The organism is Klebsiella ornithinolytica NBRC 105727 = ATCC 31898 (assembly GCF_001598295.1).
Taxonomy (GTDB): domain Bacteria; phylum Pseudomonadota; class Gammaproteobacteria; order Enterobacterales; family Enterobacteriaceae; genus Klebsiella; species Klebsiella ornithinolytica.
The window spans coordinates 55,413-70,728 of record NZ_BCYR01000016.1; the positions used below are offsets into that span (position 1 = coordinate 55,413).

Annotated in this window: 12 protein-coding genes and 1 pseudogene; 7 read left to right on the forward strand and 6 right to left on the reverse strand. The window is 59.5% G+C overall.

The features are described 5' to 3' along the window. The 6 genes from paaH to paaY all read left to right on the forward strand — a co-directional run bounded on the left by paaH (nt 1) and on the right by paaY (nt 6,065). Nucleotides 1-1,443, forward strand: coding sequence for a 3-hydroxyacyl-CoA dehydrogenase PaaH (gene paaH, locus ROR01S_RS22715; RefSeq protein ID WP_015584466.1), 1,443 nt, complete (start codon nt 1-3; stop codon nt 1,441-1,443). Beyond that, complete coding sequence (paaI, locus tag ROR01S_RS22720) at nt 1,433-1,855, forward strand: hydroxyphenylacetyl-CoA thioesterase PaaI (protein ID WP_004861316.1); 423 nt, start codon at nt 1,433-1,435, stop codon at nt 1,853-1,855. The genes paaH and paaI overlap by 11 nt, the downstream gene beginning before the upstream one ends. Beyond that, nucleotides 1,855-3,060 carry a 3-oxoadipyl-CoA thiolase gene (gene pcaF, locus ROR01S_RS22725; protein ID WP_004861318.1) on the forward strand — a complete coding sequence of 402 codons (1,206 nt, stop codon included), beginning with the start codon at nt 1,855-1,857 and terminating at the stop codon, nt 3,058-3,060. The genes paaI and pcaF overlap by 1 nt, the downstream gene beginning before the upstream one ends. A 26-nt stretch (nt 3,061-3,086) precedes the next feature. After that, nucleotides 3,087-4,403: a phenylacetate--CoA ligase PaaK gene (gene paaK, locus ROR01S_RS22730; protein ID WP_004861319.1), complete on the forward strand. Its 1,317-nt coding sequence runs from the start codon at nt 3,087-3,089 to the stop codon at nt 4,401-4,403. A gap of 129 nt (nt 4,404-4,532) precedes the next feature. Further along, nucleotides 4,533-5,459 carry a phenylacetic acid degradation operon negative regulatory protein PaaX gene (gene paaX, locus ROR01S_RS22735; protein ID WP_004861322.1) on the forward strand — a complete coding sequence of 309 codons (927 nt, stop codon included), beginning with the start codon at nt 4,533-4,535 and terminating at the stop codon, nt 5,457-5,459. 9 nt (nt 5,460-5,468) lie between these two features. After that, nucleotides 5,469-6,065: a phenylacetic acid degradation protein PaaY gene (paaY, locus tag ROR01S_RS22740; protein WP_004861325.1), complete on the forward strand. Its 597-nt coding sequence runs from the start codon at nt 5,469-5,471 to the stop codon at nt 6,063-6,065. A gap of 24 nt (nt 6,066-6,089) precedes the next feature. On the opposite strand, the gene nadS is transcribed toward paaY, so the two are convergent. From nadS to azoR, 3 genes and pseudogenes are all read right to left on the reverse strand, one after another. Continuing rightward, nucleotides 6,090-6,374 carry a NadS family protein gene (gene nadS / locus ROR01S_RS22745; protein WP_004861327.1) on the reverse strand — a complete coding sequence of 95 codons (285 nt, stop codon included), beginning with the start codon at nt 6,372-6,374 and terminating at the stop codon, nt 6,090-6,092. Nucleotide 6,375: 1 nt separating this feature from the next. Next, nucleotides 6,376-6,708, reverse strand: a pseudogene (locus ROR01S_RS22750) (type II toxin-antitoxin system RelE/ParE family toxin). A 242-nt stretch (nt 6,709-6,950) separates the two neighbouring features. Then, nucleotides 6,951-7,556, reverse strand: coding sequence for an FMN-dependent NADH-azoreductase (gene azoR, locus ROR01S_RS22755; RefSeq protein ID WP_004861333.1), 606 nt, complete (start codon nt 7,554-7,556; stop codon nt 6,951-6,953). A 201-nt stretch (nt 7,557-7,757) separates the two neighbouring features. Here azoR and hrpA point away from each other — a divergent pair, with 201 nt between their 5' ends. After that, entirely contained in the window at nt 7,758-11,660 is a 3,903-nt protein-coding gene (gene hrpA / locus ROR01S_RS22760; RefSeq protein ID WP_064359913.1) for an ATP-dependent RNA helicase HrpA, read from the forward strand. A 505-nt stretch (nt 11,661-12,165) separates the two neighbouring features. On the opposite strand, the gene ROR01S_RS22765 is transcribed toward hrpA, so the two are convergent. The 3 genes from ROR01S_RS22765 to ROR01S_RS22775 are packed head-to-tail and all read right to left on the reverse strand — an operon-like array spanning nt 12,166 to nt 15,302. Then, entirely contained in the window at nt 12,166-12,825 is a 660-nt protein-coding gene (locus tag ROR01S_RS22765) for an O-methyltransferase (RefSeq protein WP_064359904.1), read from the reverse strand. Nucleotides 12,826-12,840: 15 nt separating this feature from the next. Next, nucleotides 12,841-14,220, reverse strand: a complete 1,380-nt coding sequence (locus ROR01S_RS22770; RefSeq protein ID WP_004861344.1) for an efflux transporter outer membrane subunit — start codon at nt 14,218-14,220, stop codon at nt 12,841-12,843. Beyond that, nucleotides 14,217-15,302 (reverse strand): HlyD family secretion protein, encoded by a 1,086-nt coding sequence (locus tag ROR01S_RS22775; RefSeq protein ID WP_015584459.1) that lies wholly within the window; start codon nt 15,300-15,302, stop codon nt 14,217-14,219. The genes ROR01S_RS22770 and ROR01S_RS22775 overlap by 4 nt, the downstream gene beginning before the upstream one ends. Nucleotides 15,303-15,316: the final 14 nt, after the last annotated feature.

The following is a 15,316-nucleotide window of genomic DNA, read 5'->3' on the forward strand; positions in this document are numbered from 1 at the left end:
ATGAGCCAAACACTGCAAACCGTCGCCGTGATCGGCGCGGGCACCATGGGGGCCGGCATTGCGGAAGTGGCCGCTGCGGCCGGACATCCGGTTCTGCTCTACGATATCGCCGCCGAGGCGCTGACCCGCGCCGTGGAAGGTATTCGTCAGCGTCTGGCCGCCCGCGTGGCGCGCGGCAAGCTGACGGCGGATCAGGCGGATGCGCTTGTCGCCCGCCTTGTGCCGGTCACCGAGTTAGCCGCGCTGTCCGACGCCTGGCTGGTGATTGAAGCGGCGTCAGAGCGCCCGGATGTCAAAAAAGCGCTTTTCAACCAGCTGGCGGCGATCTGCTCCCCGTCAACGCTGCTGACCAGCAATACCTCATCGATCTCGATTACCGCCATTGCCGCCGATGTCAGGCACCCTGAGCGGGTGGCCGGGCTGCACTTCTTTAACCCCGCGCCGGTGATGAAACTGGTCGAGGTGGTGAGCGGCCTGGCGACATCGCCGGAAGTGGTTGAACAGCTGTGCCGGTGCGTGACGGCATGGGGAAAACAGCCGGTACGCTGCCGTTCGACGCCGGGGTTTATCGTTAACCGCGTGGCGCGGCCGTTCTATGCCGAAGCGTGGCGGGCGCTGGAGGAGCAGGTGGCTCCCCCGGCGGTGATTGATGCCGCGCTGCGCGACGGCGGCGGTTTCCCGATGGGGCCGCTGGCGTTGACCGACCTGATTGGTCAGGACGTCAACTTCGCCGTGACCTGTTCGGTCTTTAACGCGTTCTGGCAGGACCGCCGTTTTCTGCCGTCGCTGGTGCAGCAGGAGCTGGCGCTGGCCGGGCGTTTAGGCAAGAAGAGTGGACAGGGCGTCTATCGCTGGCCCATTGAGAGCGCATCGGTGCCGGCGCTGGCCGCCGTGGCTGAGACTCGCGGGGCCAAAACCGTCTGCACGACAGGTGACAGTGTCACCGGAAGGGTAGCGATCGCGCTGGACGATGTGCGACTGCTGGAAACGGAAGGTGAAACCGCCCAGGCGCTGAGCGTGCGGTATGGCTGTCCGGTAGTGGTGTATGACTATTGCGCGGGTGACACCGTGGTTCTGGCAACGGCGGCGACGAACCCGGCGTCGGCGACCGACAAAGCGGTGCGCTATTTCCAGCAGCAGGGCAAGAAAGTGCTGCTGATTGCCGATTATCCTGGTCTGCTGGTCTGGCGTACCCTCGCCATGCTGATTAATGAAGCCCTCGACGCGGTGCAAAAAGGGGTCGCCAGCCCGGAAGATATCGATACCGCGATGCGCCTGGGCGTCAACTACCCGCATGGCCCGCTGGCGTGGGGCGAATCTCTGGGCTGGCAGCGCGTGCTGCGCCTGCTGGAGAACCTGCAACAGCACTATGGCGAAGAGCGTTATCGCCCCGGTTCCTTACTGCGCCAGAAGGCGCTTGTGGAGAAGCGTAATGAGCAATGAGGCCTGGCGCAACGCGCGCGCGATGTACGAAAAAGATACCTGCGCCAGAACCCTGGGCATCGAGATTATTGAAATGGATGACGGCTATGCGCAGATGAGCATGACCGTCTCGTCAGCCATGCTTAACGGCCATCAGACCTGTCACGGCGGGCAGCTGTTTTCGCTGGCCGACACCGCATTTGCCTATGCCTGCAACAGCCAGGGGCTGGCGGCGGTGGCTTCTGCCGCCAGTATCGACTTCCTGCGTCCGGCCTTTGCCGGCGACCGGCTGGTCGCCACGGCACGGGTGAAGCAGCAGGGGAAACTGACCGGCGTCTACGACATTGAAATCGTTAATCAACAACAAAAGATTGTGGCCCTGTTTCGCGGCAAATCGCACCGCATCGGCGGCACAATTACGGGAGAAGTCTGATGCGTGACGCCTTTATCTGTGATGGGATTCGTACGCCGATTGGTCGTTACGGCGGGGCGCTGGCCAGCGTCCGCGCCGATGATTTAGCCGCCATTCCGCTGCGAGAGTTGCTGAGCCGTAATCCGGGTCTCGATCCATCGGCTATCGATGATGTGATTTTCGGCTGCGCGAACCAGGCCGGGGAAGATAACCGCAACGTGGCGCATATGGCGACGCTGTTGGCGGGCTACCCGCAGAGCGTCTCCGGCACCACCATCAACCGGCTGTGTGGTTCCGGCCTGGATGCGATCGGCTTTGCCGCACGCGCCATCAAAGCCGGGGATGCGGATCTGATGATTGCCGGCGGCGTGGAATCGATGTCGCGGGCGCCGTTTGTGATGGGCAAAGCCAGCGCGCCGTTCCAGCGACAGGCCGAGCTGTTTGATACCACCATCGGCTGGCGTTTTGTGAACCCGCTCATGCAGCAGCAATTTGGCACTGACAGTATGCCGGAAACGGCAGAGAATGTAGCTGAGTTGTTAAATATCAGCCGGGCCGATCAGGATGCCTTCGCTTTTCGCAGCCAGCAGCTGACGGCGAAAGCGCAGCGGGCGGGGATTCTGGCGCAGGAAATCGTGCCGGTACAGATTATTGGCAAGAAAGGGGCGGTGAGCGCGGTTCGCGAGGATGAACACCCGCGTGCCGAGACCACCCTTGAACAGCTGGCGGGATTAAAAACGCCCTTTCGCAAAGGCGGCGTGGTCACCGCCGGAAACGCCTCCGGGGTGAACGATGGCGCCGCTGCGCTGATTATCGCCAGCGAACAGCAGGCGCGGGCGCAGGGGTTAACCCCACGCGCACGAATTGTGGCGATGGCGACCGCGGGCGTGGAGCCAAAGTTTATGGGGCTGGGGCCGGTGCCGGCGGTACGCAAAGTGCTGGAGCGCGCCGGACTGAATATTAACGATATGGATGTTATCGAACTGAACGAAGCCTTTGCTGCACAGGCCCTGGGCGTCCTCAGGCAGCTGGGTCTGGCGGACGATGCTGAGCATGTTAACCCCAACGGCGGGGCTATCGCCTTAGGTCATCCATTGGGAATGAGCGGCGCGCGGCTGGCATTGAGCGCCAGCCTGGAGCTGCAGCGACGGAACGGGCGCTATGCGCTGTGTACGATGTGTATTGGCGTGGGTCAGGGCATTGCCATGATCCTTGAGCGAGTGTGAGCGACTTTACCTGCGAGTACCCTAAAATGATAACTAATACAAAATTAGATCCGATTGAAACTGCTTCTCGTGACGAATTACACGCTTTGCAAACCCAGCGCCTGAAATGGACGCTGAAACATGCCTATGACAATGTGCCGATGTACCGGCGTAAATTTGATGCGGCGGGCGTCCATCCTGACGATTTTCGCGAACTGAGCGACCTGAGCAAGTTCCCGTGTACCACCAAACAGGATCTGCGCGATAACTATCCGTTTGATACCTTTGCGGTACCGATGGAACAAATTGTGCGTATTCATGCCTCTTCCGGTACCACCGGCAAACCGACGGTGGTGGGCTATACGCAAAATGATATCGACACCTGGGCCAACATCGTTGCCCGTTCGCTGCGCGCCGCCGGCGGTACGGCAAAAGATAAAATTCATGTCGCCTACGGCTACGGGCTGTTCACCGGCGGTCTCGGCGCCCACTACGGCGCAGAGCGCCTGGGGGCCACGGTGATCCCGATGTCCGGCGGCCAGACGGAAAAACAGGCGCAGCTGATCCGCGATTTTCAGCCGGACATGATCATGGTGACACCGTCCTACTGCCTGAATCTGATTGAAGAGCTGGAACGCCAGATGGGCGGCGACGCCAGCGGCTGCTCGCTGCGGGTCGGCGTCTTCGGCGCCGAGCCGTGGACGCTGGCGATGCGGGGAGAGATTGAGCGTCGCCTGGGGATCTCCGCGCTGGATATTTACGGCTTGTCGGAAGTGATGGGGCCGGGGGTGGCGATGGAGTGTCTGGAAACCGCCGACGGCCCGACTATCTGGGAAGATCACTTCTTCCCGGAAGTGGTTAACCCCAACGACGGTACGCCGCTGGCGGATGGCGAACACGGCGAGCTGCTGTTTACCACGCTGACCAAAGAGGCGCTGCCGGTGATTCGTTACCGTACCCGCGATCTGACCCGTCTGCTGCCGGGCACCGCACGCACCATGCGCCGGATGGATCGCATCAGCGGGCGCAGCGACGATATGCTGATTATTCGCGGGGTAAACGTCTTCCCGTCGCAGCTGGAAGAGGAGATCCTTAAAGTCGAGCATCTGTCGCCGCACTATCAGCTGGAAGTCAATCGTCGCGGCCATCTTGATTCACTTTCTGTTCGCGTCGAGCTGAAAGAGAGCAGCTTGTCGTTGAGTCATGAACAGCGCTGCCAGATCTGCCATCAGCTGCGCCACCGTATTAAGTCGATGGTCGGGATTTCGACGGATATTAGCATCGTCAACTGCGGCAGTATCCCTCGTTCGGAAGGTAAGGCCTGCCGCGTCTCCGACCTGCGCAAAATCGTCGCCAACGGTTAAGCCGCGACGTCCCGGCGGCGGCTTGCGCCCGACCCGGGATCCAGACCCGATCCCCGGTTAGCCTGCGCTACCGGGGATTTTCCTGTGCTATGATTCAGAAAGGACAACAATAACAACAGAATGAATCAAATGAGTAAACTCGATACTTTTATTCAACAGGCGGTCGAAGCGATGCCTGTCAGCGGCACTTCGCTGATTGCCTCGCTGTACGGAGATTCATTGCTACAACGCGGTGGTGAAGTGTGGCTCGGCAGCGTGGCCGCGCTGCTGGAAGGGCTGGGTTTTGGCGAACGGTTCGTGCGCACGGCGCTGTTCCGGCTGAACAAAGAGGAGTGGCTGGATGTGGTGCGCATCGGCCGACGCAGTTTCTATCGTCTGAGCGACAAAGGGCTGCGCCTGACGCGCCGGGCGGAGCATAAAATCTACCGCGCCAGCGCGCCGGAATGGGACGGGACCTGGCTGCTGCTGCTGTCGGAAGGGCTGGAGAAAAATCAGCTGGCGGAAGTGAAAAAGCAGCTGCTGTGGCAAGGCTTTGGCGCTCTGGCACCGAGTCTGCTCGCCTCGCCGTCGCAAAAAATGGCGGATGTTCAGTCGCTGCTGCACGAAGCGGGCGTGGCGGAAAACGTGATCTGTTTTGAAGCCCATTCGCCATTGGCGCTCTCCCAGGCGGCGCTGCGCGCCCGGGTTGAAGAGTGCTGGCATTTGACCGAGCAGAACACGATGTACGACACCTTTATTGCTCTGTTTCGCCCGCTGCTACCGCTATTGCGCGATGCGGATGCCGACGAGTTAACGCCGCAACGTTGCTTTCAGATCCAGCTGCTGCTGATCCATTTCTATCGTCGCGTGGTGCTCAAAGATCCGCTGTTACCGGAGGAGCTCCTGCCTGCGCACTGGGCCGGCCAAACCGCGCGCCAGCTGTGCATCAATATTTACCAGCGGGTGGCACCGGGCGCGCTGACCTTCGTCGGCGAAAAAGGGGAAAGCTCGGTGGGGGAACTGCCTGCACCGGGGCCGCTCTATTATCAGCGTTTTGGCGGTTTGCCAGGCGCCTAAGGAGGCTTGATGCCGATTTATCAGATTGACGGTATGACCCCCGTTGTACCGGATGAAAGCTATGTGCATCCCACGGCGGTGCTGATTGGCGACGTGATCCTCGGGAAAGGCGTCTACGTCGGCCCTAACGCCAGCCTGCGCGGTGATTTCGGGCGCATCGTGGTGAAAGATGGCGCCAACATTCAGGATAACTGCGTGATGCACGGCTTTCCCGGCCAGGATACGGTGGTCGAAGAGGACGGGCATATCGGTCACGGGGCGATCCTTCACGGCTGCGTTATCGGCCGCAACGCGCTGGTGGGGATGAGCGCGGTGATTATCGACGGCGCAACGATTGGCGAAAACAGCATCGTCGGCGCCTCGGCGTTCGTTAAGGCTAAAGCCGAGATGCCGGCCAACCATCTGATCGTCGGCAGCCCGGCGAAGGCCATTCGCACCCTGAGCGAACAGGAGATCGCGTGGAAAAAGCAGGGGACGCGGGAGTATCAGGCGCTGGTCGAGCGCTGCCAGCAAACGCTGCATCAGGTAGAGCCGCTGAAAGAGGTGGAGCCGCAGAGAAAGCGGCTGGAGTTTGATGAAAGCCTGCGGCCGAAATCATCATCCTGAACCAGAGCCCCTGGCTTCGAGGGCCTAATATTTAGCCAGCTCGCGAAAAAGTGCCGGGTTCGCCTGAATCGCCGCCAGCACTTTTGCCGCGAGTCCCGTTGGGTTACGTCGTCTGGACTCCCAGCTTTTAATGGTATCCACGCTGGTTCCCAGCGCTTGCGCCATTTCCGTCTGGGAAACGTTCAGCTGCGCGCGAATGGCTTTTACGTCAGCGATCTCATAGCGAGTCACGCGGGCCGGGGCTTTATCGCCATTTTTGATATCAACGGCTTCTTTGAGGGACGTTTGAAGCTCATCAAAAAAACGCATGTCACACCTCATTTTTCAGTAGGTTAGCTAGTTTTTTGAGCCGGGATTTTTCTGCATCGGTGAGATTATCTTTGGTGCTTTTCGGCTACGCCAAAACCAGATAGATAATCTCAGCGGTGGCGAGGAAATAAATCACCCTCGCGCTGCCGCTTTTCCCCTGAGCGCCGGTCGCCATCCTGATTTTCCGTCGTCCACCCGTATTCTGGATGATATCCCCGGCATCCGGATTGCCAATGCGTTCTTTCTGCAGCGCCCGAAGCTCATCGTCAGTCGCAAGCTGTTTTATCTGCCGGGTAAACAGCGGCGTTTCGATAAATTCAATCGCACAGCACATGAGTACGCTCCTTGCTAAGGTACCATGTACACCTGAGCGTGTACATGGTACCTATCGATGATTTTTCGACATGTTGTCAGGTCAGGCCCGGAGGTCGGAGACAGCGGGCCGCAGGCCGTGAGCGCTATCGTATACGTTGGAGGATTTACAGGCAGAATGGGCTGCTGATTTTACGAGGCGTCTCGTAAGGTGGGTGACGGGGAGAAGAAACTCCCACCGGGCGGTGGGAGTGACAATCTAAATTACGCTGCAACCACGCTATCGATGGCCGCTTTGGCATCGGACTGCGCTTTGGCCGCGACTTCCGGACCGTAAGCAATGCCTTCTGCGAAGACAAAGTTCACATCGGTGATACCGATGAAGCCGAGGAAGGTAGACAGGTACGGCGTCACCAGATCGGTCGGGGTATCTTTATGGATACCGCCACGGCTGGTCAGCACGACCGCACGTTTACCGGTAACCAGACCTTCTGGTCCTTTTTCGGTGTAGCGGAAGGTCACACCGGCGCGAGCCACCAGGTCGAAGTAGTTTTTCAGCTGAGTCGGGATGTTGAAGTTGTACATCGGCGCGGCGATAACAATCACGTCATTAGCCTGCAGTTCAGCGATCAGCTCGTCGGACAGCGCCAGCGCTTCCTGCTGACGCGGCGTCAGCGGCGCATCGCTCGGACGCAGAGCACCAACCAGTTCACCATCCAGTACCGGAATCGGATTGGCTGCCAGGTCACGCACGGTGATAACATCTTCAGCGTGCTGTTCACGCCATTGTTCAACAAAATAGTCGGACAGCTGACCGGATTGTGAGTACCCTGCCAGAATACTGGATTTCAGTACTAATACTTTGCTCATGGGTGTTTCCTTATATGAGGTTGACGGGTCGATGCCCTGGTGCTTGTTGACACTGTATTCACAATCATGCCACAGAGAAAGCGCAATAAATCGAACCCTGTATTCAATTTTTTTGAACAAGGCATGCGATTCGCAGATGTGGTAATATACAGCAATACATCAAAAGAGATTTTTCCCGGCAGTGCGCTGCCCGATAACGCTATGACAGAACAACAAAAGTTCACCTTCTCTCAGCTATTCCAACGGATTGATGGCCTGATGCTGCGTGATAAGTCACGCTTTTCCCGTCGCCTGCATGGCGTGAAGAAGGTTAAAAATCCTGAAGCCCAGCAAGCCATTCTTCAGGAGATGGCGCAAGAGATCGAACAAGCTGCAGGGAGAGTCCTGCTGCGTGAAGCGTCGCGTCCGACGATTACCTACCCGGAAAATCTACCGGTCAGCCAGAAAAAAGATGAGATTTTGCAGGCGGTTCGCGACCATCAGGTGGTCATTGTGGCGGGGGAGACCGGCTCCGGTAAAACCACCCAGCTGCCGAAAATCTGCATGGAGCTGGGGCGCGGGGTGAAAGGGCTGATTGGCCATACGCAGCCGCGTCGTCTGGCGGCGCGCACCGTGGCCAACCGTATTGCCGAAGAGCTGCAAAGCGAGCCGGGCGGCTGCATCGGCTATAAGGTCCGTTTTAGCGACCACGTTAGCGACAACACCATGGTCAAGCTGATGACCGACGGTATTCTGCTGGCGGAAATCCAGCAGGATCGACTGTTGATGCAGTATGACACCATCATCATCGATGAAGCGCACGAACGTAGCCTCAACATCGACTTCCTGCTCGGCTATTTACGGGAACTGCTGCCGCGTCGCCCGGACCTGAAAATTATCATTACTTCGGCAACCATCGACCCGGAACGATTTTCGCGCCACTTTAACAACGCGCCGATTATCGAAGTATCCGGGCGAACTTACCCGGTGGAGGTGCGCTATCGGCCAATCGTTGAAGATGCCGACGACACCGAACGCGATCAGCTGCAGGCGATCTTCGATGCCGTTGATGAACTGGGACGTGAAAGTCCCGGCGATATCCTGATCTTTATGAGCGGCGAGCGCGAAATTCGCGATACCGCCGATGCGCTCAATAAGCTCAATCTGCGCCATACCGAAGTGCTACCGCTCTATGCGCGCTTATCGAACAGCGAGCAGAACCGCGTCTTCCAGTCGCACAGCGGGCGGCGGATTGTGCTGGCGACCAACGTCGCCGAAACCTCGCTGACGGTGCCGGGCATTAAGTATGTTATCGATCCGGGCACCGCGCGCATCAGCCGCTACAGCTACCGGACCAAGGTGCAGCGTCTGCCGATTGAGCCGGTCTCTCAGGCCTCTGCTAACCAGCGGAAAGGGCGCTGCGGCCGTGTTTCCGAAGGGATCTGTATTCGTCTCTATTCCGAAGACGATTTCCTCTCGCGCCCGGAATTTACCGACCCGGAAATTCTGCGTACTAACCTGGCGTCGGTGATTCTGCAAATGACCGCGCTGGGCCTCGGAGATATTGCCGCCTTCCCGTTCGTCGAAGCGCCGGATAAGCGCAATATCCAGGACGGCGTGCGTCTGCTTGAGGAGCTGGGGGCGATTACCACCGACGAGCAGCAGACCGCCTATAAGCTGACGCCGATGGGCCGTCAGCTCAGCCAGCTGCCGGTTGACCCGCGCCTGGCGCGGATGGTGCTGGAAGCGCAAAAACATGGCTGCGTGCGTGAAGCGATGATCATCACCTCGGCGCTGTCGATTCAGGACCCGCGCGAACGCCCGATGGATAAGCAGCAGGCCTCCGATGAGAAACATCGCCGCTTCCACGATAAAGAGTCCGACTTCCTGGCGTTTGTTAACCTGTGGAACTACCTTGGCGAGCAGCAAAAAGCGCTCTCCTCGAACCAGTTCCGTCGCCAGTGCCGTACCGATTTTCTCAACTATTTGCGGGTGCGCGAATGGCAGGATATCTACACCCAGCTGCGCCAGGTGGTGAAAGAGCTGGGGCTGCCGATTAACAGCGAGCCGGCGGAGTATCGCGAAATCCATACCGCGCTGCTGACCGGTCTGCTGTCGCACATCGGGATGAAAGATAACGATAAGCAGGAATTTACCGGCGCGCGTAATGCGCGTTTCTCTATCTTCCCGGGCTCCGGTCTGTTCAAGAAACCGCCGAAGTGGACGATGGTTGCCGAACTGGTGGAAACCAGCCGTCTGTGGGGACGGATTGCCGCGCGCATCGACCCGGAATGGATAGAGCCGGTGGCGCAGCACCTGCTGAAACGCTCATACAGCGAACCGCACTGGGAGCGGGCGCAGGGGGCGGTGATGGCGACGGAGAAAGTGACCGTTTACGGTCTGCCGATCGTCGCCGCCCGCAAAGTGAACTATAGCCAGATCGACCCGGCGTTGTGCCGCGAGCTGTTTATCCGCCACGCGCTGGTGGAGGGGGACTGGCAGACGCGTCACGCCTTCTTCCGCGACAACCTCAGGCTGCGTACGGAAATCGAAGAGCTGGAGCATAAATCGCGCCGCCGCGACATTCTGGTGGATGACGATACGCTGTTCGATTTCTACGACCAGCGTATCAGCCACGATGTGATCTCCGCACGCCACTTCGATAAGTGGTGGAAAGCGGCCAGTCGCGAAACGCCGGATCTGCTCAACTTCGAAAAGAGTATGTTGATCAAAGAGGGGGCGGAACAGGTCAGTAAGCTTGACTATCCGAACTTCTGGCATCAGGGCAACCTCAAGCTGCGGTTGACCTATCAGTTTGAACCGGGCGCCGATGCCGACGGGGTGACGGTACATATTCCGCTGCCGTTGCTCAACCAGGTGGAAGAGGCCGGGTTCGAGTGGCAGATTCCCGGCCTGCGTCGCGAATTGATTATCGCGCTGATTAAATCGCTGCCGAAACCGGTGCGCCGTAATTTCGTGCCGGCGCCGAACTACGCCGAGGCGTTTTTAGGCCGCGCGACGCCGCTGGAGCTGCCGCTGCTCGATTCGCTGGAGCGCGAGCTGCGGCGGATGAGCGGCGTGACCATCGACCGCGAGGCCTGGCAGTGGGAACAGGTGCCCGATCATCTGAAAATCACCTTCCGGGTGGTGGATGACAAGAACAAAAAGCTGGCGGAAGGGCGTTCGCTGCAGGATTTAAAAGAGGCTTTGAAGGGCAAAGTGCAGGAGACGCTTTCTGCCGTTGCCGACGATGGCATTGAGCAGAGCGGGCTGCATATCTGGAGTTTCGGTCAGCTGCCGGAGAGCTACGAGCAAAAACGCGGCAACTATAAGGTGAAAGCCTGGCCGGCGCTGGTGGATGAACGCGACAGCGTGGCGATTAAGCTGTTTGATAATCCGCTGGAGCAGCAGCAGGCGATGTGGCAGGGGCTGCGCCGTCTGCTGCTGCTGAATATCCCGTCGCCGATTAAGTATCTGCACGAGAAACTGCCGAATAAAGCCAAGCTGGGGCTCTATTTTAACCCTTACGGCAAAGTGCTGGATCTGATTGATGACTGTATCTCCTGTGGCGTCGATAAACTTATCGATGAGGCGGGCGGCCCGGTGTGGCGCGAGGAGGATTTCGCCAGACTGCACGATAAGGTGCGCGCCGAACTGAATGAGACGGTGGTGGAGATAGCCAAACAGGTTGAACAGATTCTGACCGCGGTGTTTAACATCAATAAGCGGCTGAAAGGGCGCGTCGACATGAGCATGGCGCTGGGGCTGTCGGATATTAAGGCGCAGATGGGCGGGCTGGTCTATCGCGGCTTCGTGACCGGCAACGGTTTCCGCCGGCTGGGGGATACTCTGCGCTATCTGCAGGCGATTGAAAAACGGCTGGAGAAAATGGCCATCGATCCGCATCGCGACCGGGCGCAGATGCTTAAGGTGGAGAGTATCCAGCAGGCCTGGCAGCAGTGGCTGAATAAGCTGCCGCCGGGGCGTCGTGGGGATACGGATGTGCAGGAGATTCGCTGGATGATTGAGGAGCTACGCGTCAGCTTCTTCGCCCAGCAGCTCGGAACGCCGTATCCCATCTCCGACAAGCGGGTGCTGCAGGCGATGGAGCAGATCGTCGCCTGATCGACCGGCTGATAGTCGTTTTTAGGGTGGTTTGGGCGAAGGCGTGTTTTCTTCGTTTGTTCTGTGAAATGTTCGGTGGAATGTTGCGTTCACTATCGGTTCCGTATACTTCTGTTTCCTGCGGCACAGGTGAACGGCCCAGGGCCGGTTTCGCCCGGCTCTGGGGACCCGGCATCCCGGCAAGAAAAATCGTCGCTGCGCGATACCTTCGTCTCCGCCGTCTGGCTGTTCGGGGACTGCAAGAGGTAAGTTCCCTGTAAGGCTTGCCTCCGCCAGGCTATTCGTCCCATCCCTGGGACTCACCCCTTCGGGGCCGACGTCAACGTCGTTCAAAAACGCTCCGGGCGTTTTTGTCCATGCTGGCGGCCCCGTCCAGCCGCCTGCGCCTCAGCGATTTTTAGCCGGCCCAACCCCCTGCTGCATGTCCCGATGCCTCATGCCTGCATAGTCATTGCTGAAAATTCTTTCAGCAATAATATCGCAACCTAATCGAACCGCACAAAAGCTACCCGTTGACCCACGCCAGCGTAAACCCATCCCAGCCTTTGCTACCTACCGTTTGCAGCGCCGTGACCGTCAGGCGCGGATCGCGGGCCATCATCTCGATAAAGCGTCGTACACCCTGCACGCGGTCGTCCTCGCTGCGCGGGTTCACCACCTCGCCGTCGCGCACCACGTTATCGCCGATAATCAATGTTCCTGGTCGGGAATAGCGCAAGGCCCAGCGCAAATAGTCGGGATTGCTGGGTTTATCGGCATCAATAAAAATCAGATCAAACGGCGGGCGATCGCCGAGGGATTCCAGGGTCTGCAGCGCCGGCCCCTCCCGTAGCGTGACCTGCTTATCGACCCCCGCCAGACGCAGATTTTCGCGCGCCACCGCGGCATGGCGCGGATCGGCCTCCAGGGTCAGCAGCTCGCCATCTTCCGGCAGCTCACGAGCCATCCAGATGGTGCTGTATCCGCCGAGCGTGCCGATTTCCAGCACCCGCTGCGCCCGCACCATGCGCACCAGCAGCGCCAGAAACTTTCCCTGATTAGCGGCGACGTCAAAAGCCGGCAGCCCGGCGCGCTGATTGTTCGCCAGCACCTGGCTGAGCAGCGGATCCTGGGGAATTAAAGCATCAATCAGATAACTGTCTACGGCAGACCATTGTTGTTGCATAAGCGATTTCCCGCGTTACGTCCCTGATGAGTCTGACCAGCCGCCTCCCAGCGACCGGTATAAATCCACCTGCGCCAGTAGCAGATTGTTTTTCACCTGCACAACGCTAATCTGCGTAGAGAACAGCGTGCGCTGGGCGTCCAGTACGTCAAGATAGGAGGAGTAGCCGTTGCGGTAGCGATTCTGCGCAATGCGCAAGGTTTCCTGCGCCACCTCTTGCTGGCTGAGGAGTTCGTTTAACTGCTCGCCATAGCGGGCGATGGCATCAAGACTGTCATTCACTTCCTGAAACGCGCCGCGCACCGTCTTCTCATAACCGTACAGCGCCTGGTTGCGTTGCGCCATCGACACATCCACCTGCGCATTGAGCGCCTGACGGTTGAGCAGCGGGGCGAGAATACTGCCGCCAAGGCTCCACAACCGCAGCGGGTTATCGAGCAGGTCCGGCAACGTCCGATCCTGCAGGCTACCGGTGGCGGTCAAATTGATCGACGGCAGGAGCTGCGCCTGCGAGGAGGCGAGGGTGGCATCGGCGGCAAGCAATTGCCGCTGGGCCTGAACAATATCCGGACGGCGGTTCAGCAGCGTGGAGGGCAGCTGGGACGGCAGCGCGAGCGGCGTCAGTCGGCTGAAATCCTGGCGCTGAATGCTGCCAGGGTTGCTGCCCGTCAGGACGCTCAGGGCGTTCTCCTGCTGAGCTATTTGATGCTGAAGCGGCGGGATCTGCGAACGGGTTGAACGCAGTTCAGAATCGGCCTGCATCAGCTCCAGGCGCGATGTATAGCCGGTCTCAAACTGACGTTTAGCCAGGTTGTACGCGTCCTGGCGCGATTTCAGCGTCTGCCGGGTGACCCGCAGTTGCTCATCCAGCGAAAGCAGCGTCAGATACCCCGCGGCTACCGAGGTGGCGACGGTGAGATCGGCGGCCGCGGCGGCGGCTTTTTGCGCCTCCAGACTCGCCTGGGCGGCGCTGGCCGCGCTGCGGTTAGCGCCCCAGATATCCACATCATAGCTGGCGGTTAATCCGCCTTTATAGACCGTGCTGTGCACGGGCAGGCCGGTTGCTGCGGACTGCGCCCGCGCGCGGGTGCCGGTCAATGAGGCATCCAGCGATGGAAACAGGCTGCTATCGACGGCGTAGGCCCGGGCCTGATACTCATTGACGCGCTCGCGGGCGATCAGCACATCGCTGTTGTAGCGTAGCGCCTGGTCGACATAGCGATTGAGCTGGCTGTCGTGAAAGTGGCGCCACCACACCCCTTCCACCGGGCTGGCCGGGCCGACATCGGCACGCCAGGCGGCCGGGATCTGTAATGACGACCCGGCACGCTGAACGTCCGCCGATTGACAGCCGATCAGTACGAGGGCCAGCGCGAGAGTCAGCGGGCGGATCATGGCTGTGCTCCCTCGCGGGTATCAATGGTGACCTGCACCGACATTCCCGGGCGCAGTCGCGAACTGTTCTTCTGCCCGTCCTTCACCGCAATGCGCACCGGAATGCGCTGCGCGATTTTGACAAAGTTGCCGGTGGCGTTATCCGGGGAGATAGCGCTGAACTCAACGCCGGTCGCCGGCGAGATGCTTTGTACGGTACCGCTGAATGTTTCGCCGTTCAGCGCATCGACGGTAAAGGTGGCGGGCTGGCCGATACGAATTTGCGCCAGCTGGGTCTCTTTCATGTTGGCGATCACCCAGTGCTGCGGCGGCACCAGCGAGGTTAAGTGGGTACCGGCGCTAACGTAGGCGCCGAGGCGCACGGATATCTGTCCGAGCTGACCGGCGGTGGGGGCGACAATGCGCGTGTTGTTCAGATCGATTTCCGCCAGCTCCAGCGCCGCGCTGGCGCTGGCGACGTCGGCTGCCAGCGCATCGCGGTTTACGATGGTTGATTGCAGATCCTGGCGCGACATTTCCAGCGTTGCTTTTGCCTGTTCAATATCGGCGGAACCCTGCGCCGCGCTGGCCCGGGCGGAATCGCGTTCGCGTATGGACAGTGAACCGTCGGCGGTCAAATCCTGCACGCGTTTTAAATCGGCCTGGTTTTTCTGGTTCTGCGCGCGGGCGTTTTGCAGCGCCGCTTCGTTGCGTTGAATGACCGCCTCGGCACTTTTACGCTGCTGCAGGTTATTTTTCAGCGCCGCCTCTTTCATCGCCAGCGTCGCCTGCGCCTGATGAACGCGCTGTTTGTAGATCCGGTCATCAATCTGGAACAGCACCTGGCCTGGCTTGACGTAGGCGAAATCCTGGACATTAACGGCAGTCACATAGCCGCTGACCTGCGGACTGATAAAGGTGGTCTGCCCGCGAACATAGGCGTTATCGGTAAATTGGCTGTGGCGGGTAAACGGCGGCAGCTGCCAGGCATACAAAATCACCAGCACGCCGATAAGACCGATGGCGGCGGCGGTAAAAATAGATACCACGCGGATATTATTGCGGGTGTTGGCCTGTTGCCTGGCCGCATCCTGCTGACTCATAACGACTCCAGAGA